At 62.7% G+C, this 16,845-nt stretch carries 13 protein-coding genes; 8 read left to right on the forward strand and 5 right to left on the reverse strand.

Annotation, left to right across the window (positions count from 1 at the left end; all coding sequences use genetic code 11):
• Positions 1-84: 84 nt before the first annotated feature.
• From U5L73_RS09905 to U5L73_RS09915, 3 genes are all read left to right on the forward strand, one after another.
• The gene (locus U5L73_RS09905; protein ID WP_322562203.1) at positions 85-1,935 is read left to right on the forward strand and encodes a hypothetical protein; all 1,851 of its coding nucleotides are present in this window, start codon (positions 85-87) and stop codon (positions 1,933-1,935) included.
• 141 nt (positions 1,936-2,076) lie between these two features.
• The gene (locus U5L73_RS09910) at positions 2,077-3,579 is read left to right on the forward strand and encodes an aldehyde dehydrogenase (protein WP_322562204.1); all 1,503 of its coding nucleotides are present in this window, start codon (positions 2,077-2,079) and stop codon (positions 3,577-3,579) included.
• Positions 3,580-3,600: 21 nt separating this feature from the next.
• Complete coding sequence (locus U5L73_RS09915) at positions 3,601-4,902, forward strand: FAD-binding oxidoreductase (protein ID WP_322562205.1); 1,302 nt, start codon at positions 3,601-3,603, stop codon at positions 4,900-4,902.
• Between the two features lie 4 nt (positions 4,903-4,906).
• Here U5L73_RS09915 and U5L73_RS09920 read toward each other — a convergent pair whose 3' ends face one another.
• From U5L73_RS09920 to U5L73_RS09935, 4 genes are all read right to left on the reverse strand, one after another.
• A complete protein-coding gene (locus tag U5L73_RS09920) occupies positions 4,907-5,698 on the reverse strand; it encodes a YceI family protein (RefSeq protein WP_322562206.1) in 792 nt (263 codons plus the stop codon).
• Between the two features lie 112 nt (positions 5,699-5,810).
• Positions 5,811-6,779, reverse strand: coding sequence for a PDR/VanB family oxidoreductase (locus U5L73_RS09925; protein ID WP_322562207.1), 969 nt, complete (start codon positions 6,777-6,779; stop codon positions 5,811-5,813).
• Positions 6,776-7,870 (reverse strand): aromatic ring-hydroxylating dioxygenase subunit alpha, encoded by a 1,095-nt coding sequence (locus tag U5L73_RS09930; RefSeq protein ID WP_322562208.1) that lies wholly within the window; start codon positions 7,868-7,870, stop codon positions 6,776-6,778. The genes U5L73_RS09925 and U5L73_RS09930 overlap by 4 nt, the downstream gene beginning before the upstream one ends.
• A gap of 166 nt (positions 7,871-8,036) precedes the next feature.
• On the reverse strand, positions 8,037-8,519 hold the full coding sequence (locus tag U5L73_RS09935) for a MarR family winged helix-turn-helix transcriptional regulator (protein WP_322562209.1): 483 nt from the start codon (positions 8,517-8,519) through the stop codon (positions 8,037-8,039).
• Between the two features lie 344 nt (positions 8,520-8,863).
• On the opposite strand from U5L73_RS09935, the gene U5L73_RS09940 reads away from it, so the two are divergent.
• From U5L73_RS09940 to U5L73_RS09960, 5 genes are all read left to right on the forward strand, one after another.
• The gene (locus U5L73_RS09940; protein ID WP_322562210.1) at positions 8,864-9,532 is read left to right on the forward strand and encodes a response regulator; all 669 of its coding nucleotides are present in this window, start codon (positions 8,864-8,866) and stop codon (positions 9,530-9,532) included.
• Positions 9,529-11,016 (forward strand): sensor histidine kinase, encoded by a 1,488-nt coding sequence (locus U5L73_RS09945; RefSeq protein WP_322562211.1) that lies wholly within the window; start codon positions 9,529-9,531, stop codon positions 11,014-11,016. The genes U5L73_RS09940 and U5L73_RS09945 overlap by 4 nt, the downstream gene beginning before the upstream one ends.
• A 107-nt stretch (positions 11,017-11,123) precedes the next feature.
• Positions 11,124-12,110, forward strand: coding sequence for a Bug family tripartite tricarboxylate transporter substrate binding protein (locus U5L73_RS09950; protein ID WP_322562212.1), 987 nt, complete (start codon positions 11,124-11,126; stop codon positions 12,108-12,110).
• A gap of 129 nt (positions 12,111-12,239) precedes the next feature.
• The gene (locus tag U5L73_RS09955; protein ID WP_322562213.1) at positions 12,240-12,686 is read left to right on the forward strand and encodes a tripartite tricarboxylate transporter TctB family protein; all 447 of its coding nucleotides are present in this window, start codon (positions 12,240-12,242) and stop codon (positions 12,684-12,686) included.
• Position 12,687: 1 nt separating this feature from the next.
• On the forward strand, positions 12,688-14,196 hold the full coding sequence (locus U5L73_RS09960; protein WP_322562214.1) for a tripartite tricarboxylate transporter permease: 1,509 nt from the start codon (positions 12,688-12,690) through the stop codon (positions 14,194-14,196).
• Between the two features lie 29 nt (positions 14,197-14,225).
• On the opposite strand, the gene U5L73_RS09965 is transcribed toward U5L73_RS09960, so the two are convergent.
• The gene (locus U5L73_RS09965; protein WP_416221294.1) at positions 14,226-16,829 is read right to left on the reverse strand and encodes a DEAD/DEAH box helicase; all 2,604 of its coding nucleotides are present in this window, start codon (positions 16,827-16,829) and stop codon (positions 14,226-14,228) included.
• Positions 16,830-16,845: the final 16 nt, after the last annotated feature.

A 16,845-nucleotide genomic window follows, 5' to 3' on the forward strand; every position in this document is an offset into this window, starting at 1 on the left:
TCAGGTGGCCGGGCCTTTTTGTTGGTGACGGCAAGGGCGCGCAATTTAAATGGGTAGAAATAGACAACAAAAAAGGGAGTTGTTATGCCGCAATATCGTTTCGGGGCGGGCGAGCCGCCTCACCAACGCTGGCCTGTCGCTTGGTACAACCCCGCCGTACTGTTGCAGTCTGCGCGTGAGTTGGTGTCCAGCGCCGATGTGATTCGGAATGCAGATCCCCGGGAGCTGTGGACCGGTGTTTTTGAAGCAGAAGACCACACAGCGGAGGTCGGACCGGATGGCGAGTTCTGGTTCGACTTTTTGTCCGACACCGGCGATGGCGGCAATGCAACATATACCGTTGCGCGAGCGGTGCAGGCTGAGGCCATGGACGATGGCGAAGGCGAACTCTGCCCGCGGGGGCGGATTTTGTTTTTGGGTGGCGATCTCAGCTACCCGGGTGCCAGCGCCTATGAATATCAATATCGTTTTCTGGAAATGTTCGAGGGCGCTCGCGCCGCATCGGGTTCAGATACCGCTGGCCGCAGCAGCTATGCGATTGCGCAAAACCACGATTGGTTTGACAGCCTATCCACCCTCAAACGCTACTTTGTCGACCGTGACAATGGCGAGATTTTCGGACTGCGCACGCCACAAAAGCGCTCCTATTTCGCCACACGCCTTCCGCAAGGGTGGTGGGTATTGGGTTTCGACTTTGCCTTGACGGGTGACCTAGACCGCGGCCAGTACGAGGCCTTCCGGCGCCTAGCGGGCGACAAAATCAACGGGGCGGCCAATCCCAATCATCTTATGGCTCCGGGTGACCAGCTGATCCTGATCTACCCGGAACCCTATTGGACGAGACCACTGGGTGATGGTGCTCCCGAAGGCTACCCCAAACGCTACCAGCGGCTGGAAGCCATTCTGGAGGCTAAAGGTCTGCATATCCGCATGCGTATCGCTGGGGACGTGCATCATTACTGCAGGGAGGCATCTGCCAGCCCCGATCCCACAGCGGCCGATCTGCTGGTGACCTGTGGCGCCGGCGGGGCGTTCTTGCATCCCACGCACGCAGTGTCGTTGTCGCAGCCCAAGGTCCGCCGAGCGCTCCACGACCCTAGTGCCATTAGCCCTGAGCTCGGGCAGGCAACTTTCTTCGGCACGGTTCCGTCAGAGCCCGATGCCGCTTCAGCCTATGCAGCCCAGTGCCGCTATCCCGCACCGGACGTCTCGCGCGCCTTGGGGCGCCAGATTTGGTGGTCGTTGTTCAAGTTCGCCTGGAATAGTCTCGACCCGCGAGGCGGCCCTTTGCTGCGCGGTGTAGGGCAGGGCAACCTGATGTTTCCTTTGTCGCTCGGCTTGGCGTATGCCGCCGCGTTCTGGCTCGCGTGTTCAGACGGTGCTCGGCTGGCCGTGTGGGCGGCAATCGTTGCGATGTGCTTCAGCTTGGCTAAAGACGAGCCGGGCAAGCTCGCGCGATGGGGGTCGCCAGCGATCCACGCAGCCCTCCAACTGGGCGCTATTTGGTGGGTCACGCAATTTGTGTCAGACCTTGGCTGGCACGGCTCTGCCGCCAGGGTCTGTGCAGCCCCGGGCGTATCCCATCTGTTGGGCGCTCTCGCTTGTGCAGTCTTGGGTACGGTCGTAGGCGGGCTGATTGCGGGGGTGTACTTCTGGGCCATGGCGCGGTGCGGTCTGATGTGGAACAACGCCTATTCACCGCTGGCCTGCGAGGACTACAAAGGCTTTCTGCGTTTTCGCCTCGATGCCAAAGGGGACTTGACGGGTTACTTTTTCGGGTGCGACGAAGTGCCCAAGCAATGGGCCTTGAACCGGGCGAACCCCGGCGACCTGCCCGGCCAGGCGCGCCCGGTCTGGGTAGAGGCTGCCGGCACGCAGCCCGCGCGCTGGAAAGTGGTGGATCGGTTTACCCTTCGCCGGCAGTCAAGCCGCTAAGCTGCGCCCCCGGTGGGGGCAGCAGCAGTCAAGTGGTCTGCTTTGAGCGCATAAAGTGGCTCCTATGGCGTGGCCCCATTGGGGGTATCGTAGGAGCCACTTTCTACTCCGGCCATGCACAACCCACTTGGGCATCACCCTATGACAACGCTCGACACTTCTTCGCCTTGGCACACCCGGGCTGCCGCACTGCAACCCGATGGCCGTTTGTTCATCAATGGCGCTCGTGTGGCAGCGGCAGATGGCCAGACCTTCGACAAACACTCCCCCTTGAATGGACTTCGCCTCGGCACCGTAGCCCGGGGTCAAAAGGCCGATGTGGATGCCGCCGTCGCCGCAGCACGGCGCGCATTTGCCGACCGCCGGTGGGCTGGCAAACCGCCGCGCGAGCGCAAACGCATCATGCAACGCTGGTCGGAGTTGGTATTGGCGGCGCGTGACGAGTTGGCGCTCCTGGAAACGCTGGATATGGGCAAGCCGATCGGGCACAGCCTTGCAGTAGATGTGCCTGCCACCGCCAATTGCCTGGCCTGGTATGGCGAAGCCGTTGACAAGCTGTACGACGAAATTGCCCCCACAGCAGATACCGCGCTGGCCTTGATTACCCGCGAGGCGATGGGTGTGATCGGTGCCATCGTGCCGTGGAATTACCCCCTCATCATGGCGGCCTGGAAGCTGGGCCCCGCCCTGGCGTCGGGTAACAGCGTGGTGCTCAAGCCCAGTGAAAAGTCTCCCTACACGGCCTTGAGATTAGCAGAGCTCGCAGTAGACGCTGGCATTCCTGAAGGGGTGTTAAACGTGGTGCCTGGCTATGGCCACGAAGCAGGCGAGGCACTCGCGCTGCACATGGATGTGGATGCCATCGCGTTTACCGGCTCCACCCGCATCGGCCGGCGGATGTTGGCCTGCGCCGCTGAGTCCAATCTCAAGCGGGTGTACAACGAACTAGGGGGCAAGTCTGCCTTTGTGGTGTTCAACGACGCAAAAGACGTGGCTGCCGCAGCCCGCGCGGCTGCAGGCTCTGTGTTTTACAACCAGGGCGAGTCGTGTAACGCGCCCACCCGCCTGCTGGTGCAGCAAGATGTGCTGCCCGAATTCATGGCTGCTCTGCAAGACGAGGCACGCAACTACCTGCCTGGCGACCCGCTGCATCCGGCTACCGAGATGGGCGCCTTGGTGGACGCTGGACAAATGAGTACTGTGTTGGGCTATATCCACCAGGGGCAGGCGGAGGGCGCAAACCTGGCGTTCGGCGGTCGCCGTGTGCGCACTGAGACGGGTGGTTATTTTGTGGAGCCCACCATTTTTGAGGGCGTGCGCAACGACATGACAATCGCACGTGAAGAGATTTTCGGCCCCGTGCTCGGGGTGATTCCGTTCACCACCGAGGCCGAAGCCCTGACGCTCGCCAACGACAGTGTCTACGGGCTCCAGGCCAGCGTGTGGAGCGGGCAGATTGACCGTGCCCACCGCGTGGCACGCGGGCTCAAGGCCGGCACGGTCCATGTCAACCAGTATGACGAGGACGACATCACCGTGCCCTTCGGTGGCTTCAAGCAATCCGGCAATGGTCGGGACAAATCGCTGCATGCCTTCGACAAATACACCGAGCTCAAGACGACTTGGTTGCGCATCGACGCCTAACGTTCTGGAAAGGTTTTGCCCATGTCTCAGCCTGTCCAAGCGGCGACACCGCCGTCGCACGCTCCTTCTTACTACGCAGCCAGCGGGCTGACACAACCTCCGCGTGCTCCTCTGCAGGGCAGTGTGGAGGCAGACGTGGTGGTCATCGGCGCCGGCTACACCGGCCTGTCGTCTGCATTACATCTGGCGGAGGCCGGCTTCAAAGTGGTGGTGCTGGAGGCTGCCAAAGTAGGTTGGGGTGCTTCGGGCCGCAACGGTGGGCAACTGGTACACAGCTACTCGCGGGACATGGATGTGATTGAGGCGCGCTATGGCGCCACCACCGCTCAGGCGCTGGGCAGCATGGCCTTTGAGGGCGCCCAAATCATCCGCGAGCGGATTGAGAAATACCAGATTGACTGCCACTTCAAACCCGGTGGCATGTTTGCCGCCATAACCGCCAAGCAGGTCAAGCAGCTAGAGCACCACAAACAGCTCTGGGAGCGCTACGGCCACCAGCAGCTGAGCCTGTTGGATGCGACTGAAAGCGAGGCCGCGATCGGCACCGGGCGCTACCGCGCTACCTTGCTCGACCACAGTGCCGGGCATATGCACCCCTTGCGCTTGGCACAGGGCGAAGCAGCCGCGTTCGAGTCACTGGGCGGTGTGGTGCACGAGGGCTCGCCGGTGCTGCGCATTGAGCGCGGCGACCCTGCCTTGGTGCACACCGCGCAGGGGCAGGTCAAAGCGCGTTTTGTCATCGTGGCCTGCAATGCCTATATTGGCGGGCTGGAGCCTCAGCTGGCCTCGCGGTCCATGCCCTGCGGTACCCAAGTGATCGCCACAGAGCCCTTGGGAGATCGCTTCCCCGAAATCCTGCCCACCGACTATTGCGTCGAGGACAGTAACTTTCTGTTGGACTATTTCAGACTCTCCGGTGACCGGCGCCTGCTGTACGGCGGCGGGGTTATATACGGCGCGCGGGATCCGCAGCATGTCGAGTCCATCATCCGGCCCAAGCTATTGAAAACATTCCCTCAGCTGAAAGATGTTCGCATCGACTACGGCTGGACGGGCAACTTCCTGCTGACCCTATCGCGCCTGCCGGAAGTGGGGCGCCTGAACTCCAATATTTACTACTCGCAGGGCTGCTCAGGGCACGGGGTGACTTTCACCCACTTGATCGGGCGGGTGCTTAGCGAGGTCATTCAAGGCCAAGCCAACCGGTTTGATGCCTTTGCCAATTTGCCGCATTACCCCTTCCCGGGCGGGCGCTGGTTCCGGGTGCCGCTCACCGCGCTGGGCGCTTGGTATTACGACCTGCGGGACAAGCTGCAAATTTAGAGTCTCAGGGCGATGCGGGGGCCGCCTTGGCCACCAGCCGGAACTTAATTTTTACCGTGTCCTGCACCGTCAGCGCTCCCATGGCGATGCTCAACGGGGTGATGCCGAAATCCGTTTGGCGGATCTCAAAGCTTCCTTGGATTGCCAAGGCGCCTTCTGCCTCAGACAGCGTGACAGGCAGCTGTATCGCGCGGGTCTGGTCTTTGATGCGCATGTTGGCTACCACAGCCGGATTGGAGGTACTTCCGGTGATGCTGGCGGCACTGATACTGATCTCCGGGTAGCGTTCACCATCCAGCAGGGTGGGGCGCAGCATGTTGGCCTTTGTGCCTGCTTTGGCATCCTCAGTCACATTGAGGGGAAAGTCATCTCCCTCCTCGGACCGGGCAGCGTTGTCATCCACGATCAAGGTGTTGACCGGCACTGCAATCTCAAAACCTGAGTTCTCTGCATTGGCCCCACGCCATATTTGCCCCTGCAGGTCGTCAGAACTGATGACATGGTTGTGCCCCAAGCGCGCCATGGTGCCGCCCCGGTAGACCAGAATCCGCAAGCTGGATTCCCGGGGGTCCACACGATAGCGTGTCGCCAAAGTTGCGTTAGGCGCTGCTGCGGGCGGACGCGCCTGGGTGGCATCCGGCGACAGGGGTGTCCTGGGCGGTATACGGTCCGGCCCGCCTGAGCATGCGCCCAGAAACAGTGCGAGCGCCGTGGGTAAGGCGGTGGTTCGCAGCAGCGAGGGTGCAGACATAGCCCTGCCGCAGCGGCTCAACTTGGGGGGCGTGTTGGGATTCATGGGCAGCTCCTTGACGTGGGTAGCAGCGTAGCAGGATTGCCCGTCTGCGCTATGTTGCTATGAATTCAGGAGCTGCTTGCGCATATTGCACGAGCGCTAGGTACCTATTTGACTATAAATCCAGCACCAACCGCGTGCTACTGGCGCGTGAGCAGCAGGGCAGAAACTGGTCATTCTCCGCCTGCTCTTCGGGCAAAAGATACTGGTCGCGGTGGTCGGGCACGCCGGCCTTGATGCGGGTGAGGCAGGTGCCGCACACGCCTTGCTCGCACGACATGGGAATGGCTATGCCCTCTGCATGTAATGCGGCCAGCGCGGTTTGGTCGGGCAGCACCTTGATGACCTTGCCGGTGCTGGCAATCTCTAGCTCAAAGCTGCCGTCGTCTGCTTTGGCGGTGGGCGCGGCGCCAAAGTACTCGCGGTGCAAGCGCTCCTCGGGCCAGCCGGCGGCGCGCCCGGCGTTCAGCACAGCGTCCATAAAGCCCTGCGGGCCGCAGACATAAAGGTGGGTGCCTGCGGGGGCGCTTTGCAGGGTGGCGGCGATGTCCAGCCTTTGGGCTGCATCGCCATCGTCGAAGTGGTGGTGGGCGTGTGCTGCAAACGGTGCAGCGCCCAGCCGATCCACAAACGCCGTGCGCACGCGGCTGCGGCTGCAATGGTGCAGGGTGAACGCGCCACCGGTCGCGGCCAGGTGCTCCGCCATTGCCAGCATGGGCGTGATGCCAATGCCACCGGCCAGCAGCAGGTGGTGGGGCGCCGCGCCGTCCAAGGGGAACAGGTTGCGCGGTGTGCTGATGGTGAGTGTGCTGCCCTCGGCCACCAGATCGTGCACGGCAGCCGAGCCACCGCGCGACGCCGCATCGCGCAGCACACCAATCACATAGCGGTGTGTTTCGCTGGGCGCGTTGCAGAGCGAATACTGGCGCACCAAGCCATTGGGCAGGTGCACATCAATGTGGGCACCGGCGGTGAAGACGGGCAGGGCGCCGCCATCCAGCGCCACCAGCTCCAGGCTGCAAATGTCTTGCGCCTCGGTGCGCTTGTGCGCCACGCGCACCTGCAGGGTGGGGTGGGCGCTCATGCCGTTGCACCCTGTGCGATGGGCGCTGCAGCGGTTTGTGCTGCGCCCTCGCTGGGGGCTGGCTTGCGCTCTGCCGCCACGATGCGGTCAATGATCTTGCGCGACTGCACGCCGCCGGTGTCGATGTTGAGCATCAACAGCTTGCGCTCGGGGTAGGCCAGCAGGTTTTGCTGCTGGCGCTCCAGCATCTCCTGGTCTTCGCCAAAAATCTTGCCTTGGCCTTCACGGATCTGCGCGGTCAGCGCTGCGTCCTGCGGCTTGAACTTACGCGCCATGCCCCAGAAGTAGTGAATGCTGGTGTCTGTTTCGGGGGTGATGAAGTCCACCACCCAGCTTGCTGCCTTCACCTCGTCTGGCGCCTTGTAGCCGCCATGGCCCTGCAGCGCCACACCCACTTCGATCATGATGTGGCTGGGTGGCGTGAAGTGGCAGATCTGCCAGCGGTCCACCAGTTGGTCGTCGGGCAGGCCGTTCATGCGCAGCGCCATCTTCCAGAATGGCGGTGCCTCAATGCCTTCCATGTAGCGCTCGGTGATCACATGGTCGCCGTCCACGCGGGTCTGGCAGGGCACTTCGTCAATTTCCTTCTGGCCGATGCTGGTGCTGTGCACATAGGTTTCGTGCGTCAGGTCCATCAGGTTGTCGATCATCAGGCGGTAGTCACAGGCAATCTCGTACAAGCCGCCGCCGTAGCCAAACTGCGGGTTGCCCAGCCACTCAAATTTCGGAATGTCGGCCACATCCGCCTTGGCCGCGTCGCCGGGCCATACCCACACAAAGCCGTGTTCCTCGTGCAGTGGGAAGCTGCGGTTTGCCGGAAAGCCGCGCACGCGCTGGCAGGGCATGGACACGGTTTTGCCATCGCAGCCCATGGCCAGGCCGTGGTAGCCGCAGACCAGCGTGTCGCCCTCGACCTTGCCCAGCGAGAGTGGGGCACCCCGGTGCGGGCAAAAGTCTTCCACCGCCGCCGCCATGCCCGCGCTGTTGCGGAACAGGGCCATGGGGATGTTGCAGATGCGGCGGCCCAAGGGGCGGTCGGAGGGGATCTCTTCGCTGCGGGCGGCAACGTACCAGGTGTTGAGGGGAAACATGGCTTGGCTCCTTGGGTCGGTATGGCGATTAAAATTCTTCATTCAGTATGCTGAATGACGCAAATCATAGACCTAAGTCAATTCCACGGCTAGGGGGCGGGAGTGAGGGTTTTCCCTTGAAATACGCGGTTGGATTGCCCGCCCGACGACCGGTCGGCCGCGGCGGCTACGCCTCGTCCGGCGTATCGGATTGGTCGTCAGACGCTGGGGTGTTCAGGTGCACAAACTTGCGCAGCAGCCGCAAAAACTCCTCTCGCTCGGCGGGCTCCAGGGCGTCCAGCAACTGCGCATACATGGGCTCCACAAGCGGCAGCATCTCGGCCAACACCGCTTCGCCCTCAGGCGTCAGGCGCAGCGCGCGCTGGCGGCGCGGCAGCAGCTCCCGCACGATCCAGCCCTTGGTATCCAGCCGCGCGGCAATGTCGGCAGTGGTCGATGTGTCCAGCGCCACCCGGTCTGCCAGCGTCACCTGGTCCATGCCCGGCGTGTCCTGCAAGGCGCGAAGAATGGCGTATTGCACCGGCGTGATCTGCTTGCCATGCGTCTTGGCAAACGTGCCCACCGCCAACTGGTGCGCCCGCCGGATCAGGTGGCCGGGTTCGGCTTGCAGGGGGATGGGGGCGTCAATAGCGGTGCGGTTGTCGGGCATGTTGCGTTTTGATTTTGCTATGTATTTAGTAGCTACTCGTGCATATTTTGTGAAGGCTAAAAGCCTATTTTTCACTTAAACGGCGGCGGTTGCGGTCTAGCGGAGTCGGGTAGCGAGTGCATGGGCTAGGCGGACTTCCAATTGGTCGGCAAAAGGCGAACAGGGTTTCTACGTAGCGGACGATTTCGGCTTTTTTGATTGGTGGTGGGCATATTGTGCAGGGACCCTATGAGCTCAATGTCATTCTGTCCGTCGGGGGGGGGCAATGCACTCCACTTATCATCCGCAAGACTTCGGCGTGGGGAAGATCCTACCCACGCAGCCAACCTGTAAACACTTGCCCTATGCGCGTACTACTTGCCGAAGATGAAAACGAACTGGGCACCTGGCTGACCAAAGCATTGGCCCAGAGCGACTTTCAGGTGGATTGGGTCAATGATGGCCGCCAGGTGCGCCGCAGCCTCAAGGCCACCAAATACGATGCACTGATCCTCGACTTGGGTCTGCCAGGCTTGGGCGGGCATGACGTGCTGTCTGATATGCGTGAAGCGGACGAGCGACTTCCTGTGCTGATACTGAGCGCGCGTGACTCCCTGATGGAGCGGGTGAGCTGCCTGCACGGTGGTGCTGACGATTTCTTGGCCAAGCCTTTTGAGTTGTCTGAACTGGAGGCACGTCTGATCGCATTGGTCCGCCGTTCGCGCGGCATCGAGCATCCGCGTTTTGCCTGCGGGCCCCTGAGCTACGACAGCGCGACCAAGCAATTCCGCCTGCAGCACGAGCCTTTGACGCTCACGCCGCGCGAGCATGCGGTGCTGCGTGCATTGATTCAGCACAGCGGAGAAGCGCTGTCCAAGCGCGAGCTGGTCGAGCGGGTGTTTTCTGATGAACAAGACGTGAGCCCGGAAGCCATTGAGGTGCTGGTTCACCGGTTGCGCAAGCGGCTGGACGCCTCACCGGTTCACATCACGACCCTGCGTGGCATGGGCTACATGCTGGAATGCACACCATGACAAGCACCCGGCCCGCAGCCACGGCCGCAGACAAGTCCTTGGGGCCTGTGCTGCTCTGGATCAGAGGCAGTATCCGGCGCAAGTTGCTGCTGGTCCTACTGCCCGGGCTGCTCCTGGTCTTTTCGGCGGAGCTTTGGCTGGCCTCGCGAACCGCCAGCGAAGCGGCCGATGCCGCATACGATCGCTCGCTGCTGGGCGCGGTGAAATCCATCGATTCCAGCATCTCGACTGCCAGCGGCGGTCTGGGCGTGGAGTTGCCTTACCGCATGTTGAAGTTTTTTGAGCTCACGGCCAACGGGCAGGTGTACTACCGTGTAGCCACCGAAGACGGGTTGGTGGAGATCGGCAGCTCGGAACTTCCTCTGCCGCCCAAGCCACTGCTTACCGGCATACCCCAGTTCCATGAAGGCGTCTACTTTGGGGAACCCGTCCGTGTGGGCAGTTACGCCCGTGAACTGACCACACCCCTTGCCGGCCAGTCCACGCCCCAGCGGGTGGTGGTTCAGGTGGCTGAAACCTTGGAGGCACGAACCGATTTTCGGCGCGGCCTGATCTTGAATTCGGTGGCGCGTGATTTCTTGCTGGTTGCCGTGGCCACTACGCTGTTTGGTCTCACCATTGCGTGGGCCATGCGCCCGCTGGCGCGCATGCGCCAGGACGTGGAGGCCCGCGCGCCCCGAGACCTGACGCCTATGCGCAGTGAAGGCGTGCCCGCAGAGCTGTTGCCGCTGGTAGGCGCTATCAACCACCACATCCAACGCAACCGCGAACAAACAGAAGCACGTCGCCAGTTTGTGGACGATGCCTCCCACCAGCTGCGCACCCCGCTGACGACCTTGGCGACACAAGTGGCCTATGCCCAGCGCGCGGCCGATCCTGTCGCACTGCGGACGGTGATGGACAACATTCGACAGCAACTGGATGAAACCATCCGCCAGACCAACCAGATGCTTTCCCTGGCAAAAGCCGATAGCGCCGCACCGGAGCTGGAAACCCTGGATGCCGTGGTGCTTGCCGAGGACATGGTTCGCCGCTGGTGGCCTGTTGCGCGCGAACAGGGCGTAGACCTTGGCCTGCAAGCTCCAGATGCCAAACTGCGCTTTCAGGGCGAGCCCGGTCTGCTGAAAGAGGCACTGTCAAACCTGCTGCACAACGCCATTCGCCACGGGGGCACCGGTTGCCACGTCACCTTGGCCGTAGTCGCCGATACAGAGACGGTGCGCTTCAGTGTCGTGGATGACGGGCCGGGCTTGCCTGCGGACGAACTGGCACGCGCCGGGGAGCGGTTCTTCCGGGGGCACAGCGTACAAGTGCAAGGCTCCGGATTGGGTTTGGCCATCGCGCGCACCGTGGCACAGCGCCATGGCGGCGCCCTGCAGGTCTCCGGAGGGCCTGAGGGGCGTGGGCTGGCAGTCAGCATCACCCTCGCGCGGGCCGGAGAGACCTCGATGAGTCTCGCAAGCGGATATGCGGGAATACCCTGAAAAAACGGCCTTCCGCCTGAAAGCGTTCTGAAAGTGCAATGTTTCTACAGTCTGAACATCGCAGCAGGACTGTTGCGAGCGCCCCAACACTTAGAGGAGACACTTTCATGGGTATTACTTTCAAATTCATTGCGGCCGCTCTTTCTGCCGCGGCGCTGACCGCCACTGCCAACCCGCTCGAAAAAACCGAGTGCATCGCACCTGCGAAGCCCGGTGGCGGTTTTGACCTGACCTGCAAGCTTGTTCAAAGCGCTTTGCAGGGCGGCAAGTTCATCGCCGATCCCATGCGGGTCACCTACATGCCCGGTGGCATTGGCGCCGTGGCCTACAACACCGTGATTGCCCAAAGGCCTGACGCGGCCAACGCCATCGTTGCCTTCTCCGGTGGGTCGCTTTTGAGCTTGGCGCAAGGCAAGTTTGGGCGTTACACCGAAAACGATGTGCGCTGGGTCGCTGCCATCGGTACGGATTACGGCGCTGTCGTGGTGGCCGAGAACTCGCCGTTCAAGACCCTCAAAGACGTGATGGCCGCCATGAAGGCAGACCCCTCTAAGGTGGTGCTGGGTGCGGGGGGTACCGTCGGTAGCCAAGACTGGATGAAAGCCGCACTGACTGCGCGCGCCGGTGGCGTGAACCCCAAGACCATGCGCTATGTTGCGTTTGAAGGCGGTGGCGAAGCGCTGACTGCGCTGCAAGGTGGACACATTCAAGTGTTCACAGGCGATGCGGCCGAGGCGGGCCAACAGATCAAGGCTGGCGCCAAAGTCCGCATCCTTGCGGTGATGAATGACAAACGCCTGGCGGGTGACATGTCCAACATCCCCACGGCTGCTGAACAAGGCTTTGATGTGAACTGGCCTATCGTGCGTGGCTTCTATGTGGGCCCCAAGGTCAGCGATGCAGACTACAAGACCTGGACAGACACTTTCAACAAGCTCATGGCGACCCCGGCCTTTGACAAGCTGCGCACCGAGCGTGGTCTGTTCCCGATGGCTCTGACGGGCGCGCCACTTGAAACCTATGTCAAGAAGCAAGTAGATGGCTACCGCAAGCTGGCTGACGATTTCGGTCTGAATGTGGTCCCTGCCAAGTGAGCCTGATCTACCCGATCTGACCCCGACTGCTTCCCCGTGCCAAGGCCACCCTTGGCCCGCCCCTGCGGGTGTGTCCTGCAGGGGCTTGGGCGTCTACCAAGCCCACCCTGACTTTCTCGGAGATTCCTTATGAGTGACCGCCTGCTCGGCGCCGTCTGTGTTGTTGCGTCGGCCGCCATGGCGTTGGCCGCGCAAAAATACGCGGCCGCCATTTCTTATGAACCCGTTGGCCCCCGTTCCTTCCCGCTCCTGCTGTCTGCCGCCATGTGTTTGTGCGGGCTATGGCTGCTCTTGCGGCCTACGGCTGGCTGGGAAACGTTTCGCGGCGTCCCGTGGTCGGCGACCGCACTGTGTGCAGGCGCGGTGCTGGCGTACGCGCTGTTGTTTCAATGGCTGGGGTTTGTATTGGCGACCGCGTTGATGGCCTTGCCTGTGGGCATGGCTTTTGGCGGCAGCTGGAAACAGTCGCTCGCCGGTGGCGCAGGACTGGGCGTGGCGTTGTACCTGTTGTTTGACAAAGTATTGGACGTGGTGCTCCCTATCGGGCCTATCACTGCACTGTTGGGAGGCTATTGACATGGAAGTCTTGCAACACCTCGCCTCCGGCTTTGGCGTGGCACTCAGCCCCACCAATCTGTTGATTGCTGCGATGGGGTGCTTCATCGGCACCATCGTCGGCTTGCTACCCGGCTTGGGCCCCATCAACGGGGTCGCCATTCTGATGCCGCTGGCGTTCGCCATGAAGCTTCCACCAGAGGCTTCGTTGATTTTGTTGGCCGCTGTGTACATCGGCTGTGAATACGGCGGCCGCATTTCGTCCATTCTTCTGAATGTGCCTGGCGATGCAGGGGCCATCATGACCGCGCTCGACGGCTATCCGATGGCGCGCAACGGGCAGGGCGGGGTGGCGTTGTCCATCTCGGCGTGGAGTTCGTTTGTTGGCTCGTTCATCGCGACCGCTGGCATCGTGTTGTTTGCACCGTTGCTGGCCCGTTGGGCCCTGTCGTTTGGCCCGGCGGAGTATTTTGCGCTGATGTGCTTCGCCTTTGCTTGCATTGCCGGGCTTATGGGGGCCTCGCCCGTTAAAGCGGCGTTGGCGGCCATCATCGGGCTGTCCATGAGCTGTGTGGGGTTGGATTCAAATTCCGGCGTCTACCGTTTTACAGGTGGCGACGTCCATCTGTCAGACGGCATCCAGTTTGTGGTGGTCGTGATTGGGGTGTTTTCCATCAGTGAGCTATTGCTGATGCTGGAGCAGCACCTTAGCAACAGCGGCATGATCACCCAAACCGGGCGGATGATGTTCAATCTGAAAGAAATGACCGATACTTGGTGGGGCACTGTCCGGTCCAGCGTGGTGGGGTTTGCGGTGGGGGTCCTGCCCGGTGCCGGTGCCACCATTGCCAGCGCCATGACGTATTCCATGGAAAAAAGTCTCACCGACAAAGACGGGACTTTTGGCAAGGGTGACATCCGTGGTGTGGCGGCCCCGGAGGCGGCCAACAACTCGGCAGCGACAGGTTCTTTCGTGCCTATGCTCACATTGGGCGTACCCGGCTCAGGCACGACCGCCGTGATGGTGGGTGCGCTGTCGCTGTATAACATCACCCCCGGGCCGGCGCTGTTTACCCAGCAGCCTGACTTGGTGTGGGGGTTGATCGCTTCGCTGTTCGTGGCCAATGTGATTCTGCTGCTGCTCAACATCCCGTTGGTGGGGGTGTTTACCAAAGTGCTCAAAGTCCCCAACTGGTTGTTGGTGCCCGCCATCGTCGCCGTCAGCAGCGTGGGCGTCTACGCAGTGCACGCAACCACCTTTGATTTGGTGCTCATGAGTGGCCTCGGCTTTGTCGCCTACTTGTTGCGCAAACAAGGTATTCCAATGGCTCCCTTGATCTTGGGCTTTGTGCTGGGCGACATGATGGAGCAAAACCTGCGCCGCGCGCTTTCTATTAGCAATGGCGATGCCAGTATCCTGGTGGGCAGTCCCATCACAGTGGGCCTCTGGGTGGCTGCAGCACTGATGCTGATCGTGTCTCTGTCGCTCCGCATGTGGGGGCGCAAGCCCAGCACTCCTGCGGCTCTCTGACCTTGCCCCGGCCGGGTGGAACGGATGGGCTAAACGCCTTCCACCCGGCTCCCCGTCCGCCCCCAGCGCCGCGCTGCTTCCTCCGGCGTTTGGCCTTGCGCCATGAGCGCGCCCAGTGGCGCCAGTAGCGCTTGCAAATCCGCCTCGTCAAACTTGGCTGCGCCCTCAGCGTCGTGGCCGAGCACGCTGTCGGACAGGGCGTGTTTGCGGGCCTGCAGTTCGAGCATGCGTTCTTCGATGCTGCCTTGCACCACCAGCTTGTAGACGAACACAGGCTGGTCCTGGCCGATGCGGTGGGCGCGGCCGGTGGCTTGTTCCTCCACGGCCGGGTTCCACCACGGGTCCATGTGGATGACGGTGTCGGCGGCGGTGAGGTTGAGGCCCACACCTCCGGCTTTCAGGCTGACTAGCAGCACGGGCACTTCCAGGCCTTGAAAGCGTTGCACCAACTTGCCGCGCTGGGCGGGGCGGGTGTTGCCGGTAAGGCTCAAAAACGGCATGCGCAAGGCCGAGAGCACATCGGCAATCAGCTCCAGCAGCTCGGTGAATTGCGAGAACACCAGCACGCGGCGGCCTTCGTCTACCAGCGGGACTAACAAGTCGGTGAGCGCCTCCAACTTTGCGCGCTCCATGTCGGCCCCAAGCTCACTGCCCTTCACCAGATGAGGGTCGCAACACACCTGCCGCAGCTTGAGCAGCGCATCGAGGATGCTGATCTGCGCACCGGCAAAGTTCTGGCGTTGCAGCACGCGGCGCACCTGTTTGTCGGCGGCCACGCGCACGCTCTCATACAGCTCGCGTTGGCGGCCCTGCAGCTGCACGCGCTGGATGACTTCGGTGCGCGGCGGCAGCTCGGTGGCTACGTCTTGCTTGCGGCGGCGCAGGATGAAGGGGCGCACGCGCTGGGCGAGCAGGGCGGCGCGTACCGTTTCGCCGTTTTCTTCAATCGGCTTGCGCCAGCGGGCGGCAAAGCTGCGCTGGTCGCCCAGAAAGCCGGGCATCAGCCAGTCGAACTGCGCCCAGAGTTCGCCGAGGTGGTTTTCCAGTGGGGTGCCGGTCAGGCACAGGCGGTGGCGGCTTTGTAGTTGGCGCAGGGCGCGGGCGCTGCGGCTGGCCGCGTTTTTGACCATTTGCGCCTCATCCAGAATGACCAGATGAAAGGGCTGCGCGGCCAGCACCTCGATGTCGCGCCACAGCAGCGGGTAGGTGGTGAGCACCAGGTCGTGCGCGGGCATGGCCTCAAACAGCGCTGCGCGGTCCGGGCCGTGCAGGTTCAGCACCCGCAAATCCGGCGCCATGCGTTTGGCCTCTGCCTGCCAGTTGAACAGCAGCGAGGTCGGCAGCACCACCAGCACCGGGCGGTCCAGCCTGCCGGCTTGCTTCTCCAGCAGCACATGGGCCAGCGCTTGGGCGGTTTTGCCCAAGCCCATGTCGTCGGCCAAGATGCCGCCCAGGTGCTGCGCGCGCAGGTACTGCAGCCAGGCTAAGCCTTCCAGCTGGTAGGGGCGCAGCTGCACTCGCAGGCCCGCCGGTGCTGCTACCGGCTGGGGCTGGCCGGTGGTGTGCAGGCGCTTGGCCAGCGCAGCCAAGCCCACATCGCCTTCCAGTTGCCAGCCTTGGTGGGCGCCCACGCGCGAGGCGTCCAGCAGGCTGGCACGCAATGCGTTGATGCGGCGGGCCTCCCATGCGCCCAGCTGGATGGGGCCTTTGGGCGCCATGCGCTGCGGGTCGGTGAGCAAGTCCACCATGGCGCCCACGATGGCTTTGAGCGGCCCAGCCTCAGCATCAATGCGCTTGCCACCCGGCGCGCGCAGCGAGACGGTAGCCAGGTCATCCAGCGTGTCGAGGTAGCTGGCGGTAAGCCAGCGCGGGTCGCGCTTGATGAGGTTGGCCAGCATGGGGGCGAGGTCGAGCGTTTCGCCGTCAATCTCAATCCCCAGGCTCAGCAGCCATTCGCCTTCGCGGCCGGGCAGGGCCAGCTTTTCGACGCCGCGCGCGGGTTTCACCAAGGGGCTGTCCAGCTCCTTGCCCAGCACCTCGCCGGAGTCAGGGCTGAGAATGAGCTTCCAGCGCTCCACCGGCACGCTCTCGTGCGCAAAGCCGGGCTGCACCACCACGCTCCAGCCCTTGGCCTGCAACTGGGGCACCTGGTCGGCCCAGAAATCGCCAAAGTGGTCTTCCTGCGGCAGCGTCCACACGCTGCCCAGGTGCGGGCGCTGCTTTTGGCTGCGCCACTGGAAGGTGGCTTCCGCCAGCGGCACAAAGCCCAGGTCCCACACCATGTCCATGGCGTCGGCCTCGGCCACCAGGTTGCGCTGCAGCCGCACGACCGGGCCGCCGGTGTCGAACAGCTCTTCAAACTCGGCCGGGCGGCTGTTGAGGATGGAGCTGGGGGCGGGCGTCTCCCAGCGGTCGCCCGCCGGGGTGCGGTAGGTCCAGTCGAGCTGCGCCAGCGTCACGCTGTCGCCGCGCGGGCCCAACTTGCCTTGGGGCTTGAGGCCGAGCAGGCCTTCGCCCCGACCTAGCGTCATCAGCGTGATGCGGGGGCGGAACTGGCCGATGACGGTGTCATAAGCGTCGGGCTGCGGGGGGCTGGTGTCGGCAGGCAGAGGCAGTGTGCGCTTGCGGTTCATGGTCAAAATGGCTGCT

The organism is Rhodoferax sp. (assembly GCF_034520025.1).
Classification (GTDB): domain Bacteria; phylum Pseudomonadota; class Gammaproteobacteria; order Burkholderiales; family Burkholderiaceae_C; genus Allorhodoferax.

Excerpts from the sequence above, each read along its gene's own strand:
- U5L73_RS09960 (WP_322562214.1), top strand. The coding sequence starts at position 12,688 with ATGGAAGTCTTGCAACACCTCGCCTCCGGCTTTGGCGTGGCACTCAGC.
- U5L73_RS09905 (WP_322562203.1), top strand. The coding sequence starts at position 85 with ATGCCGCAATATCGTTTCGGGGCGGGCGAGCCGCCTCACCAACGCTGG.
- U5L73_RS09925 (WP_322562207.1), bottom strand. The coding sequence starts at position 6,779 with ATGAGCGCCCACCCCACCCTGCAGGTGCGCGTGGCGCACAAGCGCACC.
- U5L73_RS09955 (WP_322562213.1), top strand. The coding sequence starts at position 12,240 with ATGAGTGACCGCCTGCTCGGCGCCGTCTGTGTTGTTGCGTCGGCCGCC.
- U5L73_RS09945 (WP_322562211.1), top strand. The coding sequence starts at position 9,529 with ATGACAAGCACCCGGCCCGCAGCCACGGCCGCAGACAAGTCCTTGGGG.
- U5L73_RS09965 (WP_416221294.1), bottom strand. The coding sequence starts at position 16,829 with ATGAACCGCAAGCGCACACTGCCTCTGCCTGCCGACACCAGCCCCCCG.
- U5L73_RS09935 (WP_322562209.1), bottom strand. The coding sequence starts at position 8,519 with ATGCCCGACAACCGCACCGCTATTGACGCCCCCATCCCCCTGCAAGCC.
- U5L73_RS09910 (WP_322562204.1), top strand. The coding sequence starts at position 2,077 with ATGACAACGCTCGACACTTCTTCGCCTTGGCACACCCGGGCTGCCGCA.
- U5L73_RS09915 (WP_322562205.1), top strand. The coding sequence starts at position 3,601 with ATGTCTCAGCCTGTCCAAGCGGCGACACCGCCGTCGCACGCTCCTTCT.
- U5L73_RS09930 (WP_322562208.1), bottom strand. The coding sequence starts at position 7,870 with ATGTTTCCCCTCAACACCTGGTACGTTGCCGCCCGCAGCGAAGAGATC.
- U5L73_RS09920 (WP_322562206.1), bottom strand. The coding sequence starts at position 5,698 with ATGAATCCCAACACGCCCCCCAAGTTGAGCCGCTGCGGCAGGGCTATG.
- U5L73_RS09950 (WP_322562212.1), top strand. The coding sequence starts at position 11,124 with ATGGGTATTACTTTCAAATTCATTGCGGCCGCTCTTTCTGCCGCGGCG.
- U5L73_RS09940 (WP_322562210.1), top strand. The coding sequence starts at position 8,864 with ATGCGCGTACTACTTGCCGAAGATGAAAACGAACTGGGCACCTGGCTG.